The sequence below is a fragment of the Bradyrhizobium sp. STM 3561 genome, assembly GCF_045571455.1.
GTDB lineage: Bacteria > Pseudomonadota > Alphaproteobacteria > Rhizobiales > Xanthobacteraceae > Bradyrhizobium > Bradyrhizobium vignae.
The window spans coordinates 4,882,661-4,907,245 of the sequence record NZ_CP120695.1 but is presented as its reverse complement, the minus strand read 5'-3'; the positions used below and the strand labels follow the sequence as shown (position 1 = coordinate 4,907,245).

The 24,585-nt window shown below is 63.5% G+C and carries 20 protein-coding genes and 1 pseudogene; 15 read left to right on the top strand and 6 right to left on the bottom strand.

The features are described from left to right. Nucleotides 1–52: 52 nt before the first annotated feature. Nucleotides 53–568, top strand: a complete 516-nt coding sequence (locus tag P6U28_RS23320) for a hypothetical protein (protein ID WP_129144112.1) — start codon at nt 53–55, stop codon at nt 566–568. A gap of 241 nt (nt 569–809) precedes the next feature. Beyond that, nucleotides 810–4,134, top strand: a pseudogene (locus P6U28_RS23315) (adenylate/guanylate cyclase domain-containing protein). Nucleotides 4,135–4,183: 49 nt separating this feature from the next. Here P6U28_RS23315 and P6U28_RS23310 read toward each other — a convergent pair. Then, on the bottom strand, nt 4,184–5,407 hold the full coding sequence (locus tag P6U28_RS23310; protein ID WP_129144103.1) for a polyhydroxyalkanoate depolymerase: 1,224 nt from the start codon (nt 5,405–5,407) through the stop codon (nt 4,184–4,186). A gap of 165 nt (nt 5,408–5,572) precedes the next feature. On the opposite strand from P6U28_RS23310, the gene P6U28_RS23305 reads away from it, so the two are divergent. Beyond that, a complete protein-coding gene (locus P6U28_RS23305; protein WP_122401893.1) occupies nt 5,573–6,229 on the top strand; it encodes a glutathione S-transferase family protein in 657 nt (218 codons plus the stop codon). Between the two features lie 280 nt (nt 6,230–6,509). Here the strand turns inward: P6U28_RS23305 and P6U28_RS23300 are convergent, their stop codons facing one another. Then, the gene (locus P6U28_RS23300) at nt 6,510–6,734 is read right to left on the bottom strand and encodes a hypothetical protein (protein WP_024339451.1); all 225 of its coding nucleotides are present in this window, start codon (nt 6,732–6,734) and stop codon (nt 6,510–6,512) included. 183 nt (nt 6,735–6,917) lie between these two features. Between P6U28_RS23300 and P6U28_RS23295 the strand changes: the two genes are divergently transcribed. Next, a complete protein-coding gene (locus tag P6U28_RS23295; protein ID WP_122401894.1) occupies nt 6,918–7,274 on the top strand; it encodes a hypothetical protein in 357 nt (118 codons plus the stop codon). A gap of 7 nt (nt 7,275–7,281) precedes the next feature. Here the strand turns inward: P6U28_RS23295 and P6U28_RS23290 are convergent, their stop codons facing one another. Next, nucleotides 7,282–8,385, bottom strand: a complete 1,104-nt coding sequence (locus P6U28_RS23290) for a mandelate racemase/muconate lactonizing enzyme family protein (RefSeq protein WP_407119981.1) — start codon at nt 8,383–8,385, stop codon at nt 7,282–7,284. A gap of 171 nt (nt 8,386–8,556) precedes the next feature. Between P6U28_RS23290 and P6U28_RS23285 the strand changes: the two genes are divergently transcribed. The 7 genes from P6U28_RS23285 (at nt 8,557) to P6U28_RS23255 (ending at nt 17,642) form a co-directional block, all read left to right on the top strand. Then, complete coding sequence (locus P6U28_RS23285) at nt 8,557–9,390, top strand: GyrI-like domain-containing protein (RefSeq protein WP_407119980.1); 834 nt, start codon at nt 8,557–8,559, stop codon at nt 9,388–9,390. Nucleotides 9,391–9,526: 136 nt separating this feature from the next. Further along, nucleotides 9,527–10,453 carry an SMP-30/gluconolactonase/LRE family protein gene (locus tag P6U28_RS23280; RefSeq protein ID WP_407119979.1) on the top strand — a complete coding sequence of 309 codons (927 nt, stop codon included), beginning with the start codon at nt 9,527–9,529 and terminating at the stop codon, nt 10,451–10,453. Nucleotides 10,454–10,582: 129 nt separating this feature from the next. Further along, a complete protein-coding gene (locus P6U28_RS23275; protein ID WP_122401897.1) occupies nt 10,583–11,176 on the top strand; it encodes a GNAT family N-acetyltransferase in 594 nt (197 codons plus the stop codon). A gap of 111 nt (nt 11,177–11,287) precedes the next feature. After that, nucleotides 11,288–12,934: a GMC family oxidoreductase gene (locus P6U28_RS23270; RefSeq protein ID WP_407119978.1), complete on the top strand. Its 1,647-nt coding sequence runs from the start codon at nt 11,288–11,290 to the stop codon at nt 12,932–12,934. A 713-nt stretch (nt 12,935–13,647) separates the two neighbouring features. After that, on the top strand, nt 13,648–14,748 hold the full coding sequence (locus P6U28_RS23265; protein ID WP_122401899.1) for an IS4 family transposase: 1,101 nt from the start codon (nt 13,648–13,650) through the stop codon (nt 14,746–14,748). Between the two features lie 382 nt (nt 14,749–15,130). Next, nucleotides 15,131–16,093, top strand: a complete 963-nt coding sequence (locus tag P6U28_RS23260; protein ID WP_407119786.1) for an IS110 family transposase — start codon at nt 15,131–15,133, stop codon at nt 16,091–16,093. 382 nt (nt 16,094–16,475) lie between these two features. Then, nucleotides 16,476–17,642, top strand: coding sequence for an IS110 family transposase (locus tag P6U28_RS23255; RefSeq protein WP_407119977.1), 1,167 nt, complete (start codon nt 16,476–16,478; stop codon nt 17,640–17,642). Between the two features lie 673 nt (nt 17,643–18,315). On the opposite strand, the gene P6U28_RS23250 is transcribed toward P6U28_RS23255, so the two are convergent. Further along, nucleotides 18,316–19,158, bottom strand: a complete 843-nt coding sequence (locus P6U28_RS23250; RefSeq protein ID WP_407119976.1) for an AAA family ATPase — start codon at nt 19,156–19,158, stop codon at nt 18,316–18,318. Nucleotides 19,159–19,263: 105 nt separating this feature from the next. Further along, complete coding sequence (locus P6U28_RS23245) at nt 19,264–19,509, bottom strand: GlsB/YeaQ/YmgE family stress response membrane protein (protein WP_129146197.1); 246 nt, start codon at nt 19,507–19,509, stop codon at nt 19,264–19,266. A gap of 174 nt (nt 19,510–19,683) precedes the next feature. Here P6U28_RS23245 and P6U28_RS23240 point away from each other — a divergent pair, with 174 nt between their 5' ends. From P6U28_RS23240 to sseA, 4 genes are all read left to right on the top strand, one after another. After that, nucleotides 19,684–20,859 (top strand): vWA domain-containing protein, encoded by a 1,176-nt coding sequence (locus tag P6U28_RS23240; RefSeq protein ID WP_407119975.1) that lies wholly within the window; start codon nt 19,684–19,686, stop codon nt 20,857–20,859. 109 nt (nt 20,860–20,968) lie between these two features. Next, entirely contained in the window at nt 20,969–21,382 is a 414-nt protein-coding gene (locus P6U28_RS23235; protein ID WP_018641027.1) for a rhodanese-like domain-containing protein, read from the top strand. 212 nt (nt 21,383–21,594) lie between these two features. Next, complete coding sequence (locus tag P6U28_RS23230; protein ID WP_407119974.1) at nt 21,595–22,764, top strand: IS481 family transposase; 1,170 nt, start codon at nt 21,595–21,597, stop codon at nt 22,762–22,764. A gap of 73 nt (nt 22,765–22,837) precedes the next feature. Next, nucleotides 22,838–23,692: a 3-mercaptopyruvate sulfurtransferase gene (gene sseA / locus P6U28_RS23225; protein WP_407119973.1), complete on the top strand. Its 855-nt coding sequence runs from the start codon at nt 22,838–22,840 to the stop codon at nt 23,690–23,692. A gap of 54 nt (nt 23,693–23,746) precedes the next feature. Here sseA and P6U28_RS23220 read toward each other — a convergent pair whose 3' ends face one another. Then, nucleotides 23,747–24,520 carry a hypothetical protein gene (locus P6U28_RS23220; protein WP_407123100.1) on the bottom strand — a complete coding sequence of 258 codons (774 nt, stop codon included), beginning with the start codon at nt 24,518–24,520 and terminating at the stop codon, nt 23,747–23,749. Nucleotides 24,521–24,585: the final 65 nt, after the last annotated feature.

The following is a 24,585-nucleotide window of genomic DNA, read 5'->3' as shown; positions in this document are numbered from 1 at the left end:
GCTTCTGTTCGGGGTCGCCGGTAGGCTGCTACTAGCTCAGAAGGAGCTCCCTATGAAGATAAGCAGCGCAATTTCCAGCGCCTTCTCTTTGACCAGGCGCGTCAGCAATCTCCGGATCGCCCGTTCCAGTCTGATCAAAACGGCTCATCTTCTTGAAAGGATCGGACTGGCAGCCGTTGGGGGCTCTTGCGGCCTGTATGTTGGTGCGACCCTGTTACGTCAGAAAGGTGGACTGTTTGAAAGCGGCTGGATCGTGCTGATAACGATGCTCTATGGGGCTCTCGGCTATTACGTCGGAATTGATTTGTCCGGCAATGTTGCAAGGAGGCCGACGTCGAGCATCTCGGAAGAATGGAACGGTTCCGAGCCGGTCGAGATCATGAGTGCGGCCGGAACGTTCAGCGCGGCGATCGCCGCAACCATGTCCGTCAGCATCCTTGTCCTTGACCAAAACCTGCCTAACGGCCTGATAGGCTTTGTTGCCGGCTGTTGGGTGGTTGGTTCTTCGCTTCAAGTTGCGGCGGGCACGATGGCTCGCAGCTATGAAGCGCCGATCAGCGAGCAATGAAGTGAACTGCGGTGACGGAAAAAGCCCGCCTGGTACTGTAGGTGAGCACAAGCCGCAGTATTGCAACGATGTGTAACGGCAAGGCCGTTCGCATCGAGTGGTGCCGTTGCTTGAAAGCGGTATCGGTAACCTAAGCTGTCGCGAACAAACAAGACGTGCCATCATGGTGGCGTTGGTATATTGTCCCCCGCGCCGTGATCCAAAATTCTGCTAATTGCCAACCACACGATCGGTGGAGCCAATGCAGATTGCGGAGTGGCTCGAAAAGCTGGGGCTAGCGCAATACGCAGAGCGCTTTGCGCAAAATGGGATCGACATAGGCGTCCTTCCCGAACTGATGGACGAGGACTTCGATAAGCTCGGAGTCCTGCTCGGCCATCGCCGCAAAATGTTGCGTGCGATCGCCGACCTCGATCCAGCCGCGTCGATCGCATCGCCGGTTCATCCTCATGACGCCGAGCGCCGTCACCTCACTGTCATGTTCTGCGATCTGGTCGGCTCGACTGCGCTCTCGGCGCGTCTCGATCCCGAGGATATGTGGGAAGTGATCCGGGCCTACCGCGCGGCCTGCGCGAGCGTTGTTGCGGCCTATGATGGCAGGATAGCCCGGTTCGTCGGTGACGGAATACTCGTCTATTTCGGCTATCCCCGCGGTCACGAGGATGATGCGGAACGGGCAGTGCGGGCGGGTCTCGAGGCGATCTCTGCGGTTGGGCAACTCAATACAGCCGATGGCGAACGGGTCGAACTGCGAATCGCAATCGCGACAGGGCTTGTGGTGGTTGGCGACCTCATCAGCGGAGAGGCGTCAGAGGAGCACGGAACGATCGGCGATACACCAAACCTCGCCGCCCGGCTCCAGAGCCTTGCGGAGCCGGGGGCGGTCGTCGTTGCCTCGTCCACGCGCAGGCTGCTGGGAGATCTCTTCACTTTTCGCAATCTGGGCCGCCGCGAGGTCAAGGGAATAGCCGAACCCATCGCGGTCTGGGCGGTCGAGGGAGCGACCGCATCGGAGAGCCGTTTCGAAGCGGTCCGCCCGGCGCGCTCGATCGGGTTTGTCGGCCGCAAGAACGAGATCGAATTCATCCTCTCGCGGCAGCAAGAGGCATGGCAGGGTCAGGGCCGGATCGTATTGATTTCTGGTGAAGCGGGCATCGGCAAGTCGCGTATTGTCGCAACGCTCTCCGAAAGCCCCTCGCTGGGGGTGCACCGCCGCGTGCGGTATCAGTGCTCGCCTTACCACACCAACAGTGCGCTTCATCCCTTTGTCGCGCAGCTCGAGCGCGGCGCCGGCATCCGCCCGCATGACACGCCCGGGCAAAAGCTCGATAAACTCGAGGCTATGCTGGCGCTCGGAACACAGCAGGTCGTTCAAGCGACACCGCTCATCGCGGCTCTCCTTTCTATTCCCACCGGCGACCGTTATCCGTCGCTCGGATTGAGCCCGGCGCAGCAGCGGCGACAGACGTTTACCGCGCTTCTCGACCAGCTCGAGGGCTTGGCGCGAGAGCAGCCGCTGCTGATCGTTTGCGAGGATATGCATTGGGCCGATGCCACCACGCTTGAACTGTTCGATCTCGGAGTCGACCGGATCAGGGGGCTGCCGATCCTCGTGCTCATGACCTCCCGGCCGGAGTTCGAGCCCTCCTGGTCGGGCCTTGCCAACGTCAGTCTGTTGCGGCTCGATCGGCTCGACCGACAGGATACGCGCGCGCTGGTCGAGCAGGTGGCGGTCGGCCGCCAGCTGCCGCGCGAGATGATGGAGCAAATCATCGACAGGACGGACGGCATTCCATTGTTCGTCGAGGAACTGACCAAGATGGTGCTGGAGTCCGGATTGCTCGTCGAAGAGTCCGGACGCTATCGCCTCGACAGTCCGCTCCCGCCGCTCGCCATTCCAGCGACGCTGCAGGACTCGCTGATGGCGCGGCTCGACCGGCTGGCTCCAGTCAAGGAGGTGGCACAGATAGGCGCCGCCATCGGCCGCGACTTTTCATACGCTCTGCTGAGATATGTGACGGGACGCGACGATCTGACGCTGAGCAATGCGCTGGGACAACTGGAAGAGGCCGAACTGCTGGTCCGTCGCGGCACTCCGCCTGAAGCAAATTATAGCTTCAGGCACGCTCTCGTTCAGGAGGCAGCCTATGGGGGCCTGCTCAGGAGCAAACGGCAGGTGCTTCACAAGCGCATCGGCGATGTCCTGCGCGACAAGTTTCCCCGTCGTTGCCGAGACTGAGCCGGAAGTTCTGGCGTACCACTTCACCGAGGCGGGACTGAACGAGATCGCTCTCGAATGGTGGCGCAAGGCGGGCCAGCAGGCGCTCAAACGCTCGGCCTATTCCGAGGCGATCGCACATCTCGGCAAGGCGATCGCCGCCGCCGATCAGTTGCCCGATGATCCCGGCCGGATGATGGGCCGGCTTCATCTTCAAATCGCATATGGCCGCGCATTACGGGGCGGCCTCGGGCACAACGCTCCCGAAACGGTAGCGGCATGGACGCGCGCGCGACAGTTCGCGGCCGATATCGATGATCCCGTTGAACTTGCGCCGGTCCATTCGGGTCTCTTCAATGCTTGCCTGACACACGGCGAACTCGCTCCGATGCGGGAGCTGGCGGATGCCATCTGGAGCGTCGCCGACCGACGGCCAGACTCGCCGGTGGCCGCCGTCGTTGCCCATTGGACGAGTGGCGTCACCTGCTGGTTCGGAGGCGACTATTTGAACGCGCGAACGCATCTTGAGCGGGCGCTGGCGATCTATGGGGCCGAACCGGATCCCGCGACATTCAGGGCTTCGGCGCTGGATCTTCCGTTCGTGATCATGAGGTTTCTCGCCCTGGTGCTCTGGCCGCTTGGCGCAGTCGCTCGCGCGCGCAGGCTTGCCGCCGACGCGGTGAGTGCTTCAGGAGAAAAGCGGGCGCTTTCCCAGGCCAACGCGCTTGTTCATCGCGCCGTGTTCGATGGACTATGCGGGGGCATGTTGCAGCAGACAGAGACGATCCTGGCGCTCGGTCTCGCGCGCGACCATACGATGCCGCTGTACGTGGCCGCCGGCACCTACCTGAATGGCCTCGCCAAGTGGCGTGCCGGCGACCGAATCGCCGGTCTGGCGGATATGCGTCACGGCTGGACCTTGCTGCACGAGAACGACTGCTACCTCTGCGAACCGTTTTGGGGAATGCATATCGCCATGGCGGAAGCAGAGGTGGGCCAGGTCGACACCGGGCTCGAACTCTTGAACGAGTTGATCGCCTCGACGGGACAATCCGGCCAGCATTGGCTTGATGCCGAGCTGCACCGCGTGCGGGGAGAACTCCTGTCGCGCCATGATCCTTCGAACGGTGCCGAGGACGCCCTCAAGCGAGCGTTGGAGATCGCCCGACACCAACAGACGAAGACCTTCGAATTGCGCAGTGCCCTTGGACTTGCGCGCCTGCACAAGATGCACGGTCGAGCGGGCGCGGCATTCGATGTGCTCGCTCCCACGCTCGCCGAATTCGATGCCGAGGGAAATCTTCCCGAAGTCGAACAGGCGAAGGAGCTGCTCAAGCAAGAGCATTGAGGCATGTCCCGTCAACTCTTGCTGGCGCCTTGGGGGCCAGGCGTGACGGTCACGAATTGACGTGCACGAAATCCCGCAGCAGCGGGTAGATCTCGTTGTTCCAGCGCTTGCCCGAGAACACGCCGTAATGGCCGACGCCGGCCTGCATGTGGTGGACGCGGCGATAGGCGCGCACGCCGGTGCAGAGGTCTTGTGCTGCGAGGGTCTGGCCGATCGAGCAGATGTCGTCCTTCTCGCCCTCGACCGTCATCAGGCCCATGCGGCTGACGGCTTTGGTGTTCACCGGCCGTCCGCGATGCATCAGCTTGCCCTGCGGAAGGAGATGCTCCTGGAATACGTCGCGCACGGTCTCGATGTAGAATTCCGCCGGAAGATCCATCACGGCGAAATACTCGTCGTAGAACGTCTTGATCGTCGCGGCCTTCTCCTTCTCGCCCTTGGCGATGTGGTTGGCGAGATCGAGATGCTGCTTGATATGGCGCTCGAGATTCATCGATACGAAGGCGGTCAGCTGCACGAAGCCGGGATAGACCTTGCGCAAGGCGCCGCGGCACTGCATCGGCACGTAGTTGATGAGGTTGCGCTCGAACCACTCGATCGGCTTGCTCTTGGCGAACTCGTTGACCCTGGTCGGCTGGATCCGCGTATCGATCGGGCCCGCCATCAGCGTCAGCGTCGCCGGGCGCGAGGGATGGTTGTCCTCGCACATGATCGCGGCGGCCGCGAGCGCCGACACCGACGGCTGGCAGATCGCCACCATATGCGGCCGCGGGCCGAGTTGTCCGAGGAAATCGATCAGGTGCTCGGTGTAGTCGTCGAGCCCGAAGCGGCCTTCGCTGCGCGGAATGTCGCGCGGATTGTGCCAGTCGGTGATATAGACGTCGTGGTCCTGGAGCAGCGTCTTAACTGTGCCGCGCAGCAGCGTGGCGAAGTGTCCGGACATCGGCGCCACCAGCAGCATGCGCGGCTGCTCGGGGGCGCCATCCTTCTTGAAGTGCAGCAGCGAGCCGAACGGCGTCGCGTAGGAGATCTCCTCGGTGACGGCGATTTCGCGATTGCCCACCATGACGCTGTCGATGCCGTAGGCCGGTCGGTCATAGGTCAGGGTGGAGCGCGAGATCAGCTCCAGCGCGGCCGAGAGCCGGCCGACGACCTGGTCCGACAGGCCCTGCGGCACCAGATTGAGGAGTTTGAGCGCGGACGAAGCCCCCGCGCGCCACGGCGCCGTCAGGTCCATGTGGTTCTGAAACGCCTGATAGTACATCGACATCATACCGAAATGCCCGTCTGTCCCCCGTCGTGATGCAATATCGAAGCCAGACGGGAGCCGGACCGCCCGGAAAATTGGCACGTCGCTTGCTGCTCTCTGGGCGGGAAGCACCGGCCACGGGCCCGCACGCCTGGCGGTGCGTTGCCCCAGGCGTGAGGGAAGGGCTCTATGGCGAAGGCGACACTGACCATCAGCAGCAAGAACTACTCGTCCTGGTCGCTGCGTGGCTGGCTGCTGACGAAATTCTCTGGGCTCGATTTCGAGGAGATCGTCACCGCGCCCGACGATCCGTCGGCGCGCGCCGAAATCCTGCTGCTCTCGTCGTCGATCCTGGTGCCGTGCCTGCGACACGAGGGCGCCGTGGTCTGGGATACGCTGGCGATTGCCGAATATCTCAACGAGGTGATGCCGGACGCCGGCCTGTTGCCGGCCGACCGCATCCAGCGCGCGCATTGCCGCTCGATCTCAGGCGAAATCCATTCCGGCTTCACCACGCTGCGCGCCTCGTTGCCGGTCAACCTGAAGGGGCACTTTCCCGGCTTCAAGATCTGGTCGCGGGCGCAGGCCGACATCGACCGCGTCTGGTTCATCTGGCGCGACTGCCTGGAGAAATCGGGCGGGCCCTTCCTGTTCGGCGCGCAGCGCACCATGGCGGATGCGATGTATGCCCCGGTGGTGACGCGCTTCATGACCTATGACGTCAAGCTGGCGCCGCCGCTGAAGGCCTATGCCGAAACTATCATGGCCATGCCCGAGATGCAGGAATGGATCGCGGCGGCGAGGGAGGAGCCAGCCGAGATCGAGGAACTCGAGGTCGAATATTAGGCAGGTATTGCGCAGCCCTGCCTGTTTCGGCGGCGGGGCCCCTGCCGCGGCGGCGTCACGGCGATGCCTTTGCCACGATTAACCTTTAGCGCCGGTGCCAGGCCCGGCCCATCCAGCGCGCCGCCGAGATATTGTACACGTCCCTAAAGTTGCATCGACATCTAGCCGTGAACAGGTGCGTACACGGCCTTTCAGCTGATTCGGACGTGATTCGTTCGGGCCGCGTTCCGAAGGTTAAAGCGAAGCGCGGCCCCGTCGCATTTTGAAACAGAGACCGCCTTCAGGCGGCACCGCGCTGCTTCACGCGTGGCAGGCGCCAGCCGATCACGGTTGCTTCGACCGCGATGCCGGCTTCGTGATTCTGCCAGCGTCCCTCGACATAGCGGCAGGCGAACGGCAGTTGATACGTTCCGCTGTGATCCTCGCACAGCACTTCGAGTGGCAGGCCCGGCGGTGGTTCTCCGGCGCCATCGAACTCCGCCAAACGTCTATCGCGCGTTGCCATTCCAAAAATCTCCCCTAATCAAAGCGCGGGAAGAGCGCCCACTTCTTCCGCGTGCGGTTCACTGCTCCCCGTCCCGGGGCAACGAGCCAAGCTCAACGCGAGAATGCGGTGCGAGTGTGGTAGCTTCACGCGGCTGTGCGCAAACAGCGCACATTGCCGTGATCGACTGGCCGAGGAACTTTCATGCTGCTTCGAAACGCTGGCATTCGTTTCGCGATGTTGCTGCTCGCAGCGCTGGCGCCTCTGCCGGTGCACGCGCAGGACGTGCCCGGCATCGAGATCTGCACCGTCGAGAAGACGATGGAGCGGCGCACCAGCTGTCTGCAGAGCAATGTTGATTTCCTGCAGAAGACCATCACCAAGCTCAATCTCGACCACCAGCAGAAGCTGGATGCGGCCAACCGCCAGATCGACGCGCTGAAGACCAGCCTCGCCGGCTTGCAGAAGACGCTCGGCGACCTGCAGGCTGCGCAGGCGAAGACGGCCGAGGATCTGAAAAAGAAGCAGGACGCGCCGCCGCCCAAGGACGCGGCGAAATAACCGCCGTTCACGCGACGCGATATCGCTCCATCACGCCACGATCCGGCTCGTAACCGAGCCCGGGGCCTGAGGGCACCGCGACATGGCCGGTGGCATCGACATCGGCGCGGCCGTTCCAGAGGCAGGCCTCGCGCTTCAAATAGAACATCTCGACCGGCCCGTCGTCGCGCGTCGCGAGCAGATGCAGCGTCGCCAAGAGGCCCGGGCCAAAATAAGGAGAGTGCGGAACGATCTTGACGCCGGACCGATCGGCCAGCGCCGCGACCTTCAAAAATTCCGTGATGCCGCCGACCTTGATCACCGAGGGCTGGGCGTGGCTCACCGCGCCGGCCTCCATCATCTGGCGGAATTGATATTCAGTGCAGGCATTCTCGCCGGCAGCGATGCCGATTCCACCCTTGCGGCGCACGTCGGCGAGCGCGGTGAAATCCTCGGGCGGCCAGACCGGCTCCTCCAGAAACATCGGTTGCGCGTCCCGGCACGTCGCCGCGAATGCGATCGCCTGCTCGGCCGTGAGCGGGCAGTTCATGTCCACCATCAGCGGAACGGTCGGCCCGATCGCCTCGCGTGCGGCGAATACCGCCGGCTGCGTGGTTTCGTGCAGCTTGATCGCGCCATAGCCGAGCGCGAGCGCCTTCCTGCATTCGGCGGCGATGTTGTCGGGCGAGCCGATCCGCAGCAGGCTCGCGTAAGCCGGAATGGCCGTGCGCCTGATCTCGCCCAGCAGGCGATGCACCGGCACGCCTTTGACCTTCGCGGCCAGGTCCCACAATGCGATATCGAGCCCTGATATCGCGAACATGGTGATGCCGTAGCGGCCGAACAGATGCAGATTGCGCTGGATCTGTTCCATCACCGCGGGAATGCCCGCGGCATCGGGCACCTTCAGCCCGCGGGCCTGCGGCGCGATCATCTCCTCGACGGCGCTGCGCGTCGTGCGCGGGCAGACATAGGCGAAGGCATCGCCCCAGCCGGTCAGCCCGGAATCGGTCGTGACCTCGACGAGGACCATGTCGAGCGCCGTGATGGCGGAAGCGCCCTGGCGAAAGCTCGCGACACCGGCCTCATAGGGAACGCGGATATGGTGCGCCCGCACATCGGTGATTTCCATGATCCGGTTCCTCTTTCTGGTGAGCGGTTTCGACGAATGTAGCCACGAACGGCAGGGAGTTGCCAGTGGCGATTGCCGGATTATCCTTAGGCGAAGCACAGCAATGCCGATCAAGCGGAGCGGTCGAGAAAGGCGCATCATCGCCGCGCTTCGAACGAGGGCCTGAACGCCATGAATCCAGCCCAGCGCGCTCTCTGGTATATCGAGAGCCATCTGGCCGAGCCGATGACGCTCGACGAGATCGCGGAGATCGCCGGCGTGTCGCGGTTCCACCTTGTGCGTGCCTTCGCCGTAGCGGTCGGTCTTCCGGTGATGCGCTACGTACGGGCGCGGCGGCTGACGCAAGCGGCGCGCAGTCTGGCAAAGGGCACGCCCGACATCCTGTCGCTGGCGCTGGAGGCGGATTACGGCTCCCACGAAGCTTTCACCCGCGCGTTCCGCGACCAGTTCGGCACCACGCCCGAAGCGGTCAGGGCGGCAACGTGCGTCAGCCACCTCAATCTTCAGGAGCCGATCCTCATGGATTCCACGATGCTAGATACTCTCGCCCCACCGCGTTTCGAGACCGCCAAGGCCTTTCTCATCGCCGGTCCCGCCGAGCGCATCTCCTGCGACAACGGCGCCGTGATCCCCGGTCTGTGGCAACGTTTCCACCAGGAGGTCGCCGACATCCCCGCCCGCGTCGGGAACGTCGCCTACGGCGTTTGCTGCAACGCCGATGATGCCGGCAATTTCGACTACATCGCCGGCGTCGAGGTCGCCGACTTCTCCGACCTGCCGCGCCGCTTCGCCCGCATCCGCATCCCCGAGCAGCGCTACGCGGTGTTCTCCCACAAGGACCACGTCGCCTCGATCCGGCGCACAGTGAATACCATCTGGAATCAGTGGTTGCCGGCGTCGGGTTTCAAAGCCGCGGACGCGCCGAACTTCGAGCGCTATGACGAGAAATTCGACCCCGCCACCGGCAATGGCGGCTTCGAGATCTGGGTGCCGGTGAAGGAGTAGCGCGCAACGCTGGCATACCGTCCCGCTTGCTTGGCAAGCCTTGGCGACTTTGCCATAACCGCAGGCAAATCTTGCCTGCGGGGCCCGTGCTGGACATCCCGTGCAAGCCATAACAAGCAGCCGGGAGGGTCCCAAAATGCCTGACGTCCGCGTTCTCGCCACCGACCTCGAATTTCCCGAAGGGCCGGTCGTGATGCCGGACGGCTCGGTGGTGCTGGTGGAGATCCGCGGCCAGCGCCTGACGCGCGTTTATCCCGACGGCCGCAAGGAGATCGTCGCCAAGGTGCCCGGTGGCCCGAATGGCGCCGCCCTCGGCCCCGACGGGAAGATCTACATCTGCAACAATGGCGGCTTCTCCTGGATTCCGACCCGCAACATGATCATGCCGGGTCAGCAGCCGGACGATTATCTCGGCGGCTCGATCCAGCGCGTCGATCTGCAATCCGGCAAGGTCGAGACCGTCGTCACCAAATGCGGCGCGCACGATCTGCGCGGGCCGAACGACCTGGTGTTCGACAGACAGGGCGGCCTCTGGTTCTCCGATCTCGGCAAGCGCCGCGCCCGCGAGATGGATGTCGGCGGCATGTATTACCTCAAGCCCGGCATGACCGAGATCGTGGAAGTCGTGCACGGCGTGCTGCCGGCCAACGGCATCGGGCTGTCGCCGGACGAGAACACGGTCTACATCGCGGAGACGCCGACCGGCCGGCTTTGGGCCTATGAGCTCTCGGCGCCGGGCACGCTCAAGCCGCGCGATGCGATCTATCGCGGCGAGCGCGGCAAGCCGATCTGCGGCCTCGGCGGCTACCAGATGTTCGACTCGCTCGCAGTGGAGGCGAACGGCAATGTCTGCGTCGCCACCCTCGTCTCCGGCTGCATCTCCGTGATCGCGCCCGACGGCACCCTGGTCGAGCAGGTTCCGACCGGCGACCGCGTCACCACCAACATCGCCTTCGGCGGCCCCGAGCTGAGGACCGCCTACATCACGCTGTCAGGTAAGGGCGAGCTGATCGCCATGGACTGGCCGCGCGGCGGTTTGCCGCTCAATTTCCTAAACAAGTAAACGGTGCTAGTGACCGTCATTGCGAGCGAAGCGAAGCAACCGGAATGCGTCCACGGTGACAGTCTGGATTTGCTTCGTCGCTTCACTCCTCGCCTTCACTCCTCGCAATGACAACGGAGAGTAACTCAAATGCCCTGGCCCGATCCCATCACCCTGCGCGGACAGCACGCCCGTCTCGAGCCGCTGTCGCATCAGCATCGCGAGGGTCTGGTCGAGGCGGTCAAGGACGGCGAGCTGTCAAAACTCTGGTACACGGCGATCCCGCTGCCGGAGAACATGGGCAAGGAGATCGACCGCCGCCTCGGCTTGCAGGCCGCAGGGTCGATGCTGCCGTTCACCGTGTTCGATGCCGGGGGCAGGATCGTCGGCATGACCACCTACATGAACATCGATGCCACCAACCGCCGCGTCGAGATCGGCTCGACCTGGTATGGCAAGAGCGCTCAGCGCGGTCCGCTCAACACGCAGTGTAAGCTGTTGCTGCTGCGCCATGCCTTCGAGACGCTGAACTGCATCGCGGTCGAGTTCCGTACGCATTTCTTCAACCACCAGAGTCGCCGCGCCATCGAGCGCCTGGGCGCCAAGCAGGACGGCATTCTGCGCAGCCACCAGATCGCGCCGAACGGCACGCTGCGCGATACGGTTGTTTACAGCATCACCGCCGCCGAATGGCCGACGGTACAGGCGCATTTGGAATTCCAACTCAACGACAAGCCGCGCTAGACAGATGTGCACCGCATCGGCCGCGCTCTCGATCACCTCTCCCATGGGGAGAGGTGTCGGAAACCCGCAGCTGCAGTTCACTCGAATTCACGACATGCTGGGAGTAGCCGAATGGACAGATTTGATTATGTGATCGTCGGCGCGGGTTCCGCCGGTTGCGTGCTCACCAGCCGGCTCAGCGAGGATCCCAATACGACCGTCTGCGTGCTCGAGGCGGGCCCTTCCGACTGGCACCCGTACATCCATCTGCCGGCGGGTTTCATCAAGACCTTCCACATGAAGAGCATCAATTGGGCCTACCAGCAGGAGCCGGGGCCCTGGACCGGCGGGCGCAGCATCTATGCGCCGCGCGGCAAGACGCTCGGCGGCTCGTCCTCGATCAACGGCCACATCTACAACCGCGGCCAACGCATGGATTTCGACACCTGGGCGCAGATGGGCAACCGCGGCTGGGGCTATGCCGACGTGCTGCCGTACTTCCGGCGATTGGAGAGGCGGGTCGGCGAGGGTGAGGACACCTATCGCGGCCGCGACGGCAATCTCATCGTCACCACCATGAACTGGCGCGATCCGCTCTGCGAAGCCTTCATGGAAGGCGCGGTCTCGCTCGGCATCCCCCGCAACCCCGATTATAACGGCAAGACCCAGGAGGGTGTCTCCTACTGCCAGCGCACCATCAACAACGGCCTGCGCGTCTCCGGCGCCACCGCATTCCTCAAGCCCGCGATGAAGCGGCCGAACGTGCACGTGCACACGCATGCGCACGCGACCGAGATCATTTTCGAAGGCAAGCGCGCCGTCGGCGTGCGCTACATGAAGGGCGGCCGCGGCGGCCATCCTGTCGAAGTGCGCGCCAACAAGGAAGTCATCCTCTCCGGCGGCACCTATAATTCGCCGCAGCTCCTGCAGCTCTCCGGCGTCGGCTCGCCCGATCTGTTGCAGCAGCACGGCATCGCGGTGCGTCACGCGCTCCCCGTCGGCGAAGGCCTTCAGGACCATTACGCCCCGCGTACGGTCGCGCGCGTCAAGCACATCAAGACCATCAACGAGCTTCGCCGCGGCCTCTCGCTGTGGATCGAGGCGATGAAATGGGCCACCGCGCGGCGCGGGCTGCTGTCGCTGTCGCCGACCATGGTCTATTGCTTCTGGCACTCCGGCGAGAGCGCGGAGAGCTCCGACCTTCAGCTCACCTTCACGCCGGCTTCCTACAAGGAAGGCGTGCAGGGCCAGCTCGAGGACGAGCCCGGCATGACCGTGGCGTCCTGGCAGCAGCGCCCCGAGAGCCGCGGCTATGTCCGCATTCGCTCGGCTGATCCGTTCGCGCCGCCGATCATCCAGACCAATTATCTCGACGCCGAGCTCGACCGCCGCGTCATCGTCGGCGGCATGAAGCTCGCGCGCAAGCTTTTGAAGAGTGCCCCGCTGTCGCCCTACTACGCCTACGAGGATTTCCCCGGCCCCAACGTCAACACCGACGACGAATTTCTGCACGCCGCCACCCAACGCGGCACCACCACCTTCCACCCCGGCTGCACCTGCCGCATGGGCCCGGCGGACTCAACCTGGGCCGTGGTTGACGACCACCTCCGCGTCCACGGCCTCGAGGGCCTGCGCGTCATCGACGCCTCGGTGATGCCGCGCATGATCTCGGCAAACCTCAACGCCTCCACCATGATGATCGCCGACCGCGCCTCGGACCTGATCCGCGGCAAGCAGCCAATGGAAGCCGCGAGGATTCCGGACGCTGCGGTGGCATGAGGCGCCACTTCTGCCGATATGGAGGTCCGTAGCCGGATGGAGCGCAAGCGCAATCCGGAGGCGTTGGCCCCGGGTCCGACGTTTTGCCCGGATTACGCTTTCGCTTCAGCCGGGCGACGAGGTGTAGCGACCTGTGACTGTCTCGTCGGGCAAAACACCTTGCCGCCCGTCAACCCCTGCGCGCGAAAATATTCTTCTTTACCGAAATTCGGAAATGGGGCATAAGCCGAAACAGCCCGGCTCACGGAAGAGGGGCGGTTCGCGAGTCGTTCGAAGCGCGGGCCGGGTTGCGGTGGACGCGGCAGCGTCGTGCGCGAGATGTCAAGGGCAGGGCGGATTGCTCTCCGTGAGCCCGAGGCTTCGTGCGGACGAGCGGCGCTGTGTGCGTACGGCAAAACCGTGTGGTCCTGGCCGTCGTTGCTACGGTCAAGCTCTTGCGGATGCGGCAGTCGCGTCAACCGGCGCGATGGCCGGTGACTTTCGCGGGAGTTAGGGAGGCCAGAACGAATTCGGCTCCCAGGAGAGCGCGGCATAAGCCGTCCGACCATCGCGCAGGGAAGGCCGTGTGTTCGGCACCACCTGTATGCTGCTGTGCGGTTTTCTGCGTGTGCCTTTTGCGCAGCAGACCGCGGGTGCGAGGTCAGCACCCGGCCTTCCCCATAGGCGTTAAGTTTGTTCTTGAGTGTTGGAATCACACGTGATTCCAAGGCGGGATGGCAGACGAATCGCTTCTGAACGAGGACTGGACGAGAGTGGTTACGCAGCTCGGCGGGGCTGCGCAGCTTGAAATAAGTGCGCGCCAGACGAAGGCTTTCGTGCGGCGGCGCCAAATTCCAGATGCGGTGTCGTTACTTCGGCTGATGCTGGCCTATTGTCTGGGTGAAAGAGGGTTGAGATCGACAGCCGCGTGGGCGGCTTCTGTTGGCCTTGCCGACCTCAGCAGCGTGGCGTTGTTCTATCGCCTGCGTCAATGTGGCGATTGGTTTGCAGTGCTGGTGGAGGGCTTGCTCGCTGCGGCAGCCCCGAAAGCGAGCCGAGGCCGCCTGATCCGCATTATCGATGCGACGACAGTGCCTCAGGCAGGACCGGCTGCGCGCAGGAACAGTGAGCTTTGGCGCGTTCATAGTGCATTCGATCTGCCATATGAGCGCTTTGGTCACTTCGAGCTGACAGATCAGCAAGAAGGCGAAACGTTTGACCGGATACCGGTGGTCAAGAACGAGATCCGCATTGCTGACCGCGCTTATCTACAACCTGACCGCATCGCCGCTGTGCGCGACGCCGGGGCAGACGTTTTGATCCGAGCGGGCTGGAAGAACGCACGTTGGCTTGATGCCAAAGGCCTTCCGTTCGATCTGATGGCCCAATTGCGTGCGGCGAAGGCGCACGGACTGATCGATCGGAGGATTTGGATCAAACGCAAGGACGGTGCGCCTCTGGCTATGCGTCTGGTCGCAGTCAAGAAGCCCGCCGGTGCAGTCGCGGCTTCGCGCCGTAAAGCCCGGCGCGACGCACAAGACGAAAACCGCGTCATCTCCAAAGAAACTCTGGAAGCCGCGGATTGGGTCATTCTGGTCACGTCGCTCGCGCGGGACGAGTTCTCCACCAAGGATGTACTCGCGCTCTATCGACTGCGATGGCGCATCGAACTTGGCTTCAAGCGACTGAAGAGTCTGATTGGTCTCAAGACGCCACCTGGAACCGATCCGCGCTCCGCCAAGCCCTACTTGCTGGCACACCTCTTGATCATCCTGCTGCTCGAGCCGCTTGCCCGCGACTTCGAGGACTCTCCCCGCTGGACGCAGGCCGCCTGACGGCACCTGGCGCTTGGCGTGTTTTGCAACAACTCGTTGCATCCTTGCTACAAGCGATCATTCCACAACCAACCATCCGTTGCTTTCGCCGCAGAAAGCGAGCGCTTGGGCGGCACCTGCGCGAGCCTCCTCGAAAACGTCCGTATCAATCGATGCTCGCGCTACCTTAACGCCTATGCGGCCTTCCCTGCGCCCTTGTGTCCCCGAAATCTGCCAGAATGTGGCAACGGGCGGTTGGATCAGAACCGCCCGTTGCCGGAACTGAGCCCGTTGCGCCCAAAGGCGACAGAGCCTGCTAAAGAGCAAGGGACAGCTCCGGTGTCTTCCTGAACCCGAACAGTTGCAAGGGCTGCGAGCCCGTACCAGGCAAGGAAGGGAGTGGATGATGACACAAGACGATCTGGTTGTCGTCGGCATCGATGTCGCTAAAGACAAGATTGATGCGTGCATTCGGACCGTAACGGAGCGGAAGACTTGCCCAACAACCGCGACGGGGCGACGGAGCTTGATTGCATGGCTTCGCAAGCATCAGGTCGGCAAGGCAGTGATGGAGGCAAGCGGCGGCTACGAGCGGGTATGGGCCAAGGCGTTGCGCCAAGCAGGGCTGGAAGTACGGATCGTCGATCCCAAACGGGTTCGCCACTTTGCGGAATCGGCGGGACGCCTTGCGAAAAATGACAAGATCGACGCGGAGATGATCTCCTGGTTCGCCGAGACATTCGGCGAGGCTCCCAGCCAAGTCGACAATCCCGCTCACGAGGAGATGAAGGCACTGGTGAAGGGACGCCAAGGCCTGCTTGACGTCAGGGCTCGCCTGGAAATGCAGAAGGAGCATGAGGCGCCGGCCCTTGTTCAGAAGGCTCGCGCGCGTCTTCTTAAGAAGCTGGCTGACGAAATCGCCGCGCTCGAGACCGCGATCGCGGCGACGATCAAGACAACGCCGGACTTTGCCAAACGCGCCGAGATCATCCAGAGCGTACCAGGCTTTGCTGAGGGGACCGCAATGGCGCTGCTTGGAGGACTACCGGAGCTGGGGCAGGTGAGCGACGAAGTTGCCGCCGCGTTGATGGGCGTTGCTCCTTATGACGATGATAGCGGCAAACGTCGAGGTGAACGCTGCATCAAGGGTGGCCGCCGCTGGGTGCGAAATGCCCTCTACATGCCCTGTGTCGGTGCCGCAACGCTGAACAATCCGGTGTTCAAGGCCTTCTACGAACGGCTGATTGCCAAGGGCAAGCCGCCAAAGGTCGCGATCGTCGCCTGTATGCGCAAGCTGATCATCATCCTCAACACCATGATCGCGCGCGGCGAGACGTGGGATCCGAAGAAATACAGGGTGGCCTGACGAGCGCGCCTATCTCGCGCTCGGACCTCGGCCGAGCGCATGCAAAGCCAACAGACCGGTGAGCGGACGGGGTCAAGGCCGTCAGCCGCCGCAGGCGGGGGCGCGCCAGCGCCAGCCTTGAGGCCGGCCGATCGCCGGGCTACTTCGCCACAGTTGCTCTTTCTTCGGAAGAGGCGATGGAATGAAGCAAAGCTCGGGCGAGATGAGCCGCGAGGCTGCGAAGCTGTGTCTGCTGGTCAAAACGTGAGTCAGAGAGCGACGCCATGCGTCTTGCTCCGTCATTGCGAGGAGCTCTTGCGACGAAGATTCCATGGGGAGTGGATAGCGACCAGGTCTGAGGCCAGACTGAGGGTTGCTGAATCCATTCAACCTGGAGACGACGATGTTGCTCGATCATCCTTCCGACGGACTGGCCGCTATCCGCACGCAGTTTGGCGCAATTTTTGTGTCATTGGAACTGAGCCGTTCGACATGGCTGGTCACTTCGCTGTCGCCCTGCAAGGGCGAGAAGATGTCCAAACGCAGCATGAAGGCCGGCGACCTTTCGGAACTGTTGAAGCTGTTTGCGGAGCTGAAGCGCAAGGCGCAGGCGCGAACGGGTGAGAGCTATCCGCTCATCACGATCCAGGAGGCGGGGCTGGACGGGTTCTGGCTTCACCGCGCCCTGCAGCAGGAAGGCATCGAGAGCCACATAGTCGATCCGGCCTCGATTGCGACGCCGCGCCGGCGCCGGCGGGCCAAGACGGACCGGCTGGATGGCGAGACGCTGTTGCGGACGCTGCTGGCCTACAAGCGCGGCGAGGTACGGGTCTGCGCCATGGTCGTTGCGCCCTCTCCGGCAGAGGAGGACCGCCGTAGGCTGTGCCGCGAGCGAGAGACCTTGATCGCGGAGCGGATCGAGCATGTGAACCGGATCAAGGGTCTTCTGTTCGCGCAAGGGATCTTCGACTACGCGCCGCTGCGGCGAGACCGGCGGAAGCGGCTGGAGGCCTTGCGGACGGGCGACGGGCGCGCCTTGCTGGCGCATCTGAAGGCGCAGATCAGCCGCGAACTCGACCGGCTCGAACTGCTGCTCGACCAGATCACGGCGGTGGAGCGCGAGCAGGATGCGTTGCTGGCCGCGAGCAAGGCGGCGGGGGAGAAGACCGTATCGAACCCGGTGGCAATGCTGCTCGAACTGAAGAGCCTGGGCCCGAACTTCACGGCCGTTCTCTGGTCGGAGGCCTTTTACCGGCAGTTCGCCAACCGCCGCCAGATTGCATCCTATGCCGGCCTTGCAGCCACGCCATGGCGCAGTGGCGGCATCGAGCGCGAGCAAGGCGTGTCGAAGGCTGGCAATCCGCGCCTGAGAACCACGATGATCCAGCTCGCCTGGCTCTGGGTACGCCACCAGCCTCAATCGGCTTTGACCCAGTGGTTCAAGGTGCACAGCCAACGCGGCCGCAAGCGCGCGATCGTGGCGCTCGCGCGCAAGCTGCTCGTGGCCCTCTGGAAGTACGTGACCGCGGGCGTGGTGATCGAGGGAGCCGAGATAAAGGCCGCCGCCTGACACCACGCTCCTCAGCCTCAAAGCCAATCCGCCGAGATTGATCAGCCTCGGCCGATCCGGGTGGACGAACCGATGGATTGCATGGCTTCAAACGCCGTAACGAAGAATGGTCTCGTCCTCTCGAGCCTGAATGTTGGTGCAGCCGCCGCCGCGCGGCGACCGAATGTGAGTTTGATCTGGCAAGCAAACCAGATTGCAAAAACCGGCTCGACCCTTGGATCGCCTGACGAAAAGGAGTTATCCGCCCACTGCCCCGACTGCCAAAGCCTGATGGCGTGCTCGCTCGAGTCAAGGCCAAGTCGCTTCGCGACGGCCCTACGGGCCGACCTTGACTCGATCTGCGCGCGCCATCCTACGTGCTCCACGGTCGGGACGAAGAGCTGGCCTGCAATCGAACAAAGAGCTGAACAAACCGCCTTGACACACCAAATCCCCATGTGAGCAATCCAGACTGCTGCGGTGGAGGGATTCTGGATTGCTTCGCTGCGCTCGCAATGACGATGTGAGGCAGCGTGCACAAATCTCTCACCATCACTCTGAGGTGGCCGCTTCTTCAGCGGCCCGCGAAGGGCGACGGCCCGGCTGCATCTCGGCCGTTCATCCTTCGAGGCTCCCCATGGGACGTTTTGCGTCCCATGCCTCGCACCTCAGGATGACGGGAGCTGCAACGAGCTCAGACTTCCCGTCGGCTCAAAAACGCCAGCCGCTCGAACAAATGCACGTCCTGCTCGTTCTTGAGCAGCGCGCCATGCAGCGGTGGGATCAGTTTGCGCGGATCCCGCTCCCGCAGCTGCTCGGCGCTCATGTCCTCGTTGAGCAGCAGCTTGAGCCAGTCGAGCAGCTCCGAGGTCGACGGCTTCTTCTTCAGGCCGGGCACCTCGCGCACCTCGAAGAAGATGCGCAGCGCCTCTTCAACGAGGCGCTTCTTGATGCCGGGGAAGTGGACATCGACGATGCGATGCATCGTGTCGGCATCGGGGAACTTGATGTAGTGGAAGAAGCAGCGGCGCAGGAAGGCGTCCGGCAGCTCCTTCTCGTTGTTGGAGGTGATCATCATGATCGGGCGCTGCTTGGCCTTGATCGTCTCGCCGGTCTCGTAGACATGGAATTCCATGCGGTCGAGCTCGAGCAGGAGGTCGTTCGGGAATTCGATGTCGGCCTTGTCGATCTCGTCGATCAAGAGCACCGGGCGCTGCTCGCTGGTGAAGGCTTCCCACAGCTTGCCGCGCTTGATGTAGTTCCTGATGTCGGAGACGCGGGCATCGCCGAGCTGGCTGTCGCGCAGACGCGACACCGCGTCGTACTCGTACAGGCCCTGCTGCGCCTTGGTGGTGGACTTGATGTGCCAGGTCAGCAGCGGGGCGTTCAGCGCCTTCGCCACTTCCTCCGCCAGCACCGTCTTGCCGGTGCCGGGCTCGCCCTTCACCAGGAGCGGGCGCTCGAGCACGATCGAGGCATTGACGGCGACCTTGAGATCGTCGGTCGCAACATAGTCCTTGGTGCCGGTAAATTTCATCGCGCGTCCTTGTTGGTCGTCGTCCGAGGCATCGCCACTTTCATCGCCCCGGTCGCGACATGGGAACGGCCGCGTAGCGCGGCCGTTCCTGGTTCGGTCAGGCTTTCAGACCCGTCTTATCAGCGAAAGGATCACCAGCACAATCACCGCGCCGATCGTGGCGTCCACGATGGCGCCAACCGTGCCGGTGGCGAGCGCGATATGCAGCTGCGGCAGCACCCAGCTCGCGACCAGCGCGCCGATGATGCCGACGACGATGTTGCCGATCAGCCCAAATCCCGCCCCGTGGACAATCTTGCCCGCGAGCCAGCCTGCGATCGCGCCGATGATCAGCGCCGCGACAATTCCCATTGCAAACGTCCCCAAAACAACCCCTTGAGGCCGGCAATTCTAGAGCAAAAAGCCCTTGGGTCCACGCTGAATCACCGCGGTCGTGATCCTGCTTCGTCTCTCCCTATGGGCCCCTATGGGAGAGGTGAAGCGCCGCCCCTTGACGCCAGCCACCCGACGGGCAATCTGTCACCCATGTTCCTGCAATTCTTCACCTCTCTGCGCGATGCGCAGGTCCCCGTAACGCTGCGCGAATACCTCACGCTGATGGAGGCGCTCGACGCTGACCTCGCGGACTACACGGTCGAGAATTTCTACTATCTGTCGCGCGCTTCGCTCGTGAAGGACGAGCGAAATCTCGACAAGTTCGACCGCATCTTCGGCACCGTTTTCAAGGGGCTGGAAAGCCTGCTCGACGCCATGGAGAAGGCCGAGATCCCCGAGGAATGGCTGAAGAAGCTCGCCGAGAAATACCTCACCGAGGAAGAGAAGAAGCAGATCGAGGCCATGGGCTGGGACAAGCTCATGGAGACGCTGAAAAAGCGCCTCGAGGAGCAGAAGGGCCGCCACCAGGGCGGCTCGAAGTGGATCGGCACCGCCGGCACTTCACCCTTTGGGGCCTACGGCTACAACCCCGAGGGCGTCCGCATCGGCCAGGAGAAGAACCGCAACAATCGCGCCGTGAAGGTGTGGGACAGGCGCGAGTTCAAGGATCTCGACGGCAATGTCGAGCTCGGCATCCGCAACATCAAGGTGGCGCTGCGGCGCCTGCGCAAATTCGCGCGCACCGGCGCGCCCGACGAGCTCGATCTCGACACCACCATTCGCGAGACCGCCAATCACGGCTATCTCGACGTGCACATGCGCCCCGAGCGCCGCAATGCGGTGAAGCTCTTGGTGTTCTTCGACATCGGCGGCTCCATGGACGCACATATCGAGCAGGTCGAGGAGCTGTTTTCGGCGGCCAAGAGCGAGTTCAAGCACATGGAGTATTTCTACTTCCACAACTGCCTCTATGAAGGCGTGTGGAAGCAGAACAAGCGCCGCTTCACCGACCGCACGCCGACCTGGGATGTGCTGCACAAATACCCGCACGACTACAAGGTCGTGTTCGTCGGCGACGCCTCGATGTCGCCTTACGAGATCATGGTGCCGGGCGGCTCGGTCGAGCACGTCAACGAGGAGCCGGGCTCGGTCTGGCTCGACCGCATCATCCGCACCTATCCGCACGCGGTGTGGCTGAACCCGGTGCAGCAGAAGCACTGGGACTATTCGGAATCCACCACCATCATCAAACGCATCTTCGCGGGCCGCATGTACCCGATCACGATCGAAGGCCTGGAAAGTGCGATGAAGGAATTGACGCATTAGCGCTGCCGTCATTCCGGGGCGCGCGCAGCGCGAATTCCGGAATCTCGAGGTTCCGGGTTCGCTCGCTTCGCGATCGCCCCGGAACGACGGAAGAAGAAGGGAAGACCCCATGCCCCAGACCATTACCCGCGGCATCAAGGCGCTGATCGACGAGGCCAATGCCGAGATCGAGACGCTGACCGCCAAGGACGCCATCGAGATCTCCAAGAACGGCGATGTCGTCATCGTCGACATCCGCGACCCCCGCGAGATCGAACGCGACGGCCGCATCCCCGGCGCCTTCGCCTGCACCCGCGGTATGCTCGAATTCTGGATTGACCCGCAGAGCCCCTACGCCAAGCCGATCTTCCAGGAGGACAAGAAGTTCGTCTTCCACTGCGCTGGCGGCCTGCGCTCCGCGCTCGCGGCCAAGACCGCGCAGGATATGGGGTTGAAGCCCGTCGCCCACATCGCCGGCGGCTACGCCGCCTGGCGTGACGCAGGTGGCCCGACCGAGCAATGGGAGCCGAAGAAGAAGGGGTGAGAAGGTGCTGCGCTGTTGCGCCATTCTCCGCTGTCATTCCCCGCGAAAGCGGGGAATCGAGTACGCCGCGGCCTCTCGACTCAATCACAACCGCCTCTGGAATACTGGATCGCCCGGTCAAGTGTTCAGCCCGGGGACATGACCGACGGGTGTTCGGGGACATAGCCGACACATCATAGTGCAGGGATTTGGCAGTAAAGGAGGCCAAGTCCATGCCCTGGCGAGAGGTGTCGGTGATGGATCAGCGGCGGGAGTTCGTGCGGCTTGCGATGCAGGAGGGAGCGAACCGGCGGGAGCTCTGCCGGCGGTTCAATATCCATCCCGACACGGGCTACAAATGGCTTGCACGATGGCAAGCGGATCAGAATGTCGACGACCGCTCGCGCCGACCGCATGCGAGCCCGGGACAGACCGATTGCGAGCTTGAGGCACGTATTCTCGCGGTACGCGATGCCCATCCGGCATGGGGAGCTCGCAAGATAGCTCACTGCCTGGAGCGCAATGGCTTGCGTTCGCCAGCAGTCTCAACAGTTCATCAGATCTTGCGTCGGTCTGGCCGCATCAAGCCTCCGATCGGCGGCCCGACGGCAAGCCAGCGTTTCGAGATGCCGGCCCCCAATCTGTTGTGGCAGATGGACTTCAAAGGCTGGGTTCGGCTCGGCAATGATACCCAGTGCCATCCTCTGACGGTGGTGGATGACCACTCCCGCTATGATCTGTGCCTGCAGGCCTGTGCCGATCAACGCACAGATACCGTGCGCAGCCGCTTGGAGAAGACCTTTCGCCACTACGGGCTCCCGGAGGCTTTCTTCGTCGACAATGGTTCGCCCTGGGGTGATCCTTCCGGCGAGCGATGGACACGGTTCTCGGTGTGGCTGCTCAAGCTTGGCGTCGCCGTCATCCACAGCCGCCCATATCACCCGCAAAGCCGCGGCAAGAATGAACGATTCCACCGCACCCTCGCGGCTGAGGTGTTCGCACTGCGACAGTTCCGCGATCTCGCAGAGACGCAGCGTGCCTTCGACGCCTGGCGGGAAGTCTACAACTTCGAACGGCCACACGAGGCGCTCGGACAACAGGTCCCGGCCAGTCGATATCGGCCCAGCCAGCGAGCAATGCCCGATCGATTGCCACAGGTCGAATACGACAGCCATGAGATCGTGCGCCGCGTCTCCACGACCAAAGCCTATGTCAGCTTCAAGGGACGTCTTTGGAAAGTGCCACAGGCCTTCCGTGGCGAGCGCCTCGCCATCCGCCCCTCGGCAAACGATGCGCAATACGGGATCTTCTTTGCCGCCCACCAAGTCGCTATCATCGACTTGGCGAGCGGAGAATGTGTCGGCTATGTCCCCGAACACCCGTCGGTCATGTCCCCGGGCTGAACATCAAGCCGGGCGATGACAGCGGAGTTCGATGCGCATTGCCTCAACTTCGGAACGACAAGAAAGACATCATATGACCGCCACCGACCCCCTCGTCTCCACCGAATGGCTCGCCGCCCACATGGGCGATGCCAACATCAAGATTCTCGATGCCAGCTTCAAGCTGCCGGGCGTGCTGCCGCTGCCGAAGGACGACTATCTCGCCGCGCATCTGCCGGGCGCGGTGTTCTTCGACGTCGATGCGGTGTCGGATCATTCCAACCCGCTGCCGCACATGTATCCGAGTGCCGAGCAGTTCGGCCGCGACGTCGGCAATCTCGGCATCGGAAACAGCGACACGGTCGTGCTCTACGATGCCGGCGGCTGGGTTGCAGCGCCCCGCGCGTGGTGGATGTTCCTGGCCTTCGGCCACGGCAATGTGCGCATCCTCAATGGCGGCCTGAAGAAGTGGCGCGCCGAAGGGCGTCCGGTCGAGAGCGGCGAGGTGAAGCCCAAGCCTACGACGTTCAAGGCGAGTTATGATTCAAAACGCGTGCGCAGCATGCAGCAGCTCATCGCCAATCTCGAAAGCAGCAAGGAGCAGGTGATCGACGCGCGCGCCGCCGACCGTTTCGAGGGGCGCGCGCCGGAGCCGCGGCCGGGCATCCGCTCCGGCCACATCCCCGGCGCCCGCAACGTGCCCTACAATCTGCTGTTCGATGCCGCGACCGGTGAGATGAAGCCGCTCGACGATCTCCGCGCCGCCTTCACGAATGCCGGCGTCAAGCTCGACGCGCCCATCGTGACGAGCTGCGGCTCCGGTGTGTCCGCGGGCGTGCTCACGCTCGCCCTCTATCGCCTGGGGATCACCGACACCGCGCTCTATGACGGCTCCTGGTCGGAATGGGGTCAGGCCGACGGCCCGCCGATCGCGACCGGGCCGGCGTAGTCGCCACGATGACAGTGCGCTCCCTCGCCCCGTTCTTACGGGGAGAGGTGAGGATCAGCGCGTGCGCGCCGTCGCCGTGAACGCCTGCGGCTGACCGAATGGATCGAGCTGCTGCTGCACCTGCTGAGGCGGTGGGCGGCGCACCACGCGGTGCCGCTTCTTCGCCTTCGCCTTGCGCTTGGCCGCCTTGCTGTCCGATGCGCTGCTGTCCGGCTTCTTGCTCTCGGCTTTGGCCTTCGCCGGCGCAGCCTTCACCGCCGTCGTCGCCGGATCGTTCAGCACGGCCAGCTTCGCGGAGGCGGTATCAACCGCCGGGGAGGCGAGGGCGGCAGTGGGCTCGGGCGGCGCCGGCTCGCTGTTCGTTGCGGCGGGCTGGGCCGCTGCAATCGACGCCGTGGTGTCGGCCGGGGTGAGCGTGTCGGTGGCCGTTGGCGGTGCAGCCTCTACCGTCGCTTCGGGCTTGGCTGGTTCGACAGCCGGGACTTCAGCCTGAGGCGCGGTGGCCTGCGGCTGAACGGCGGTCTCGGTGGCCAACGCGGCCACCTGTTCGGGCTCGCTCGCCGGCAATCCAATCGTCGGCACCTGGTCACGCAGCGATAGCGTGGTCTCGGCGGGCACCTCCGGCTCCGCCCGCAATACCGCGAGCACCGGCTGGGCCGGTTCGGGGCTCTGCGCAAACACCTGCTCCTGCGGGCCGTTCCGCCAGGAGGGGTTGCTGACATACTGCTGATGGGTCGCCCGCAGCAGCGCGGCGGCACCTAGGCCGAACACCAGGATGGAGGTTGACAGCAGGATCGCGGCAAACAGGAAGCGAAAGCCGGGAAGCATCGAGCGATTGCGAATTTCCGCCCCGGCGGCGACTGGGCCGGGGCCAAAGAGCCATCTGAACGCGG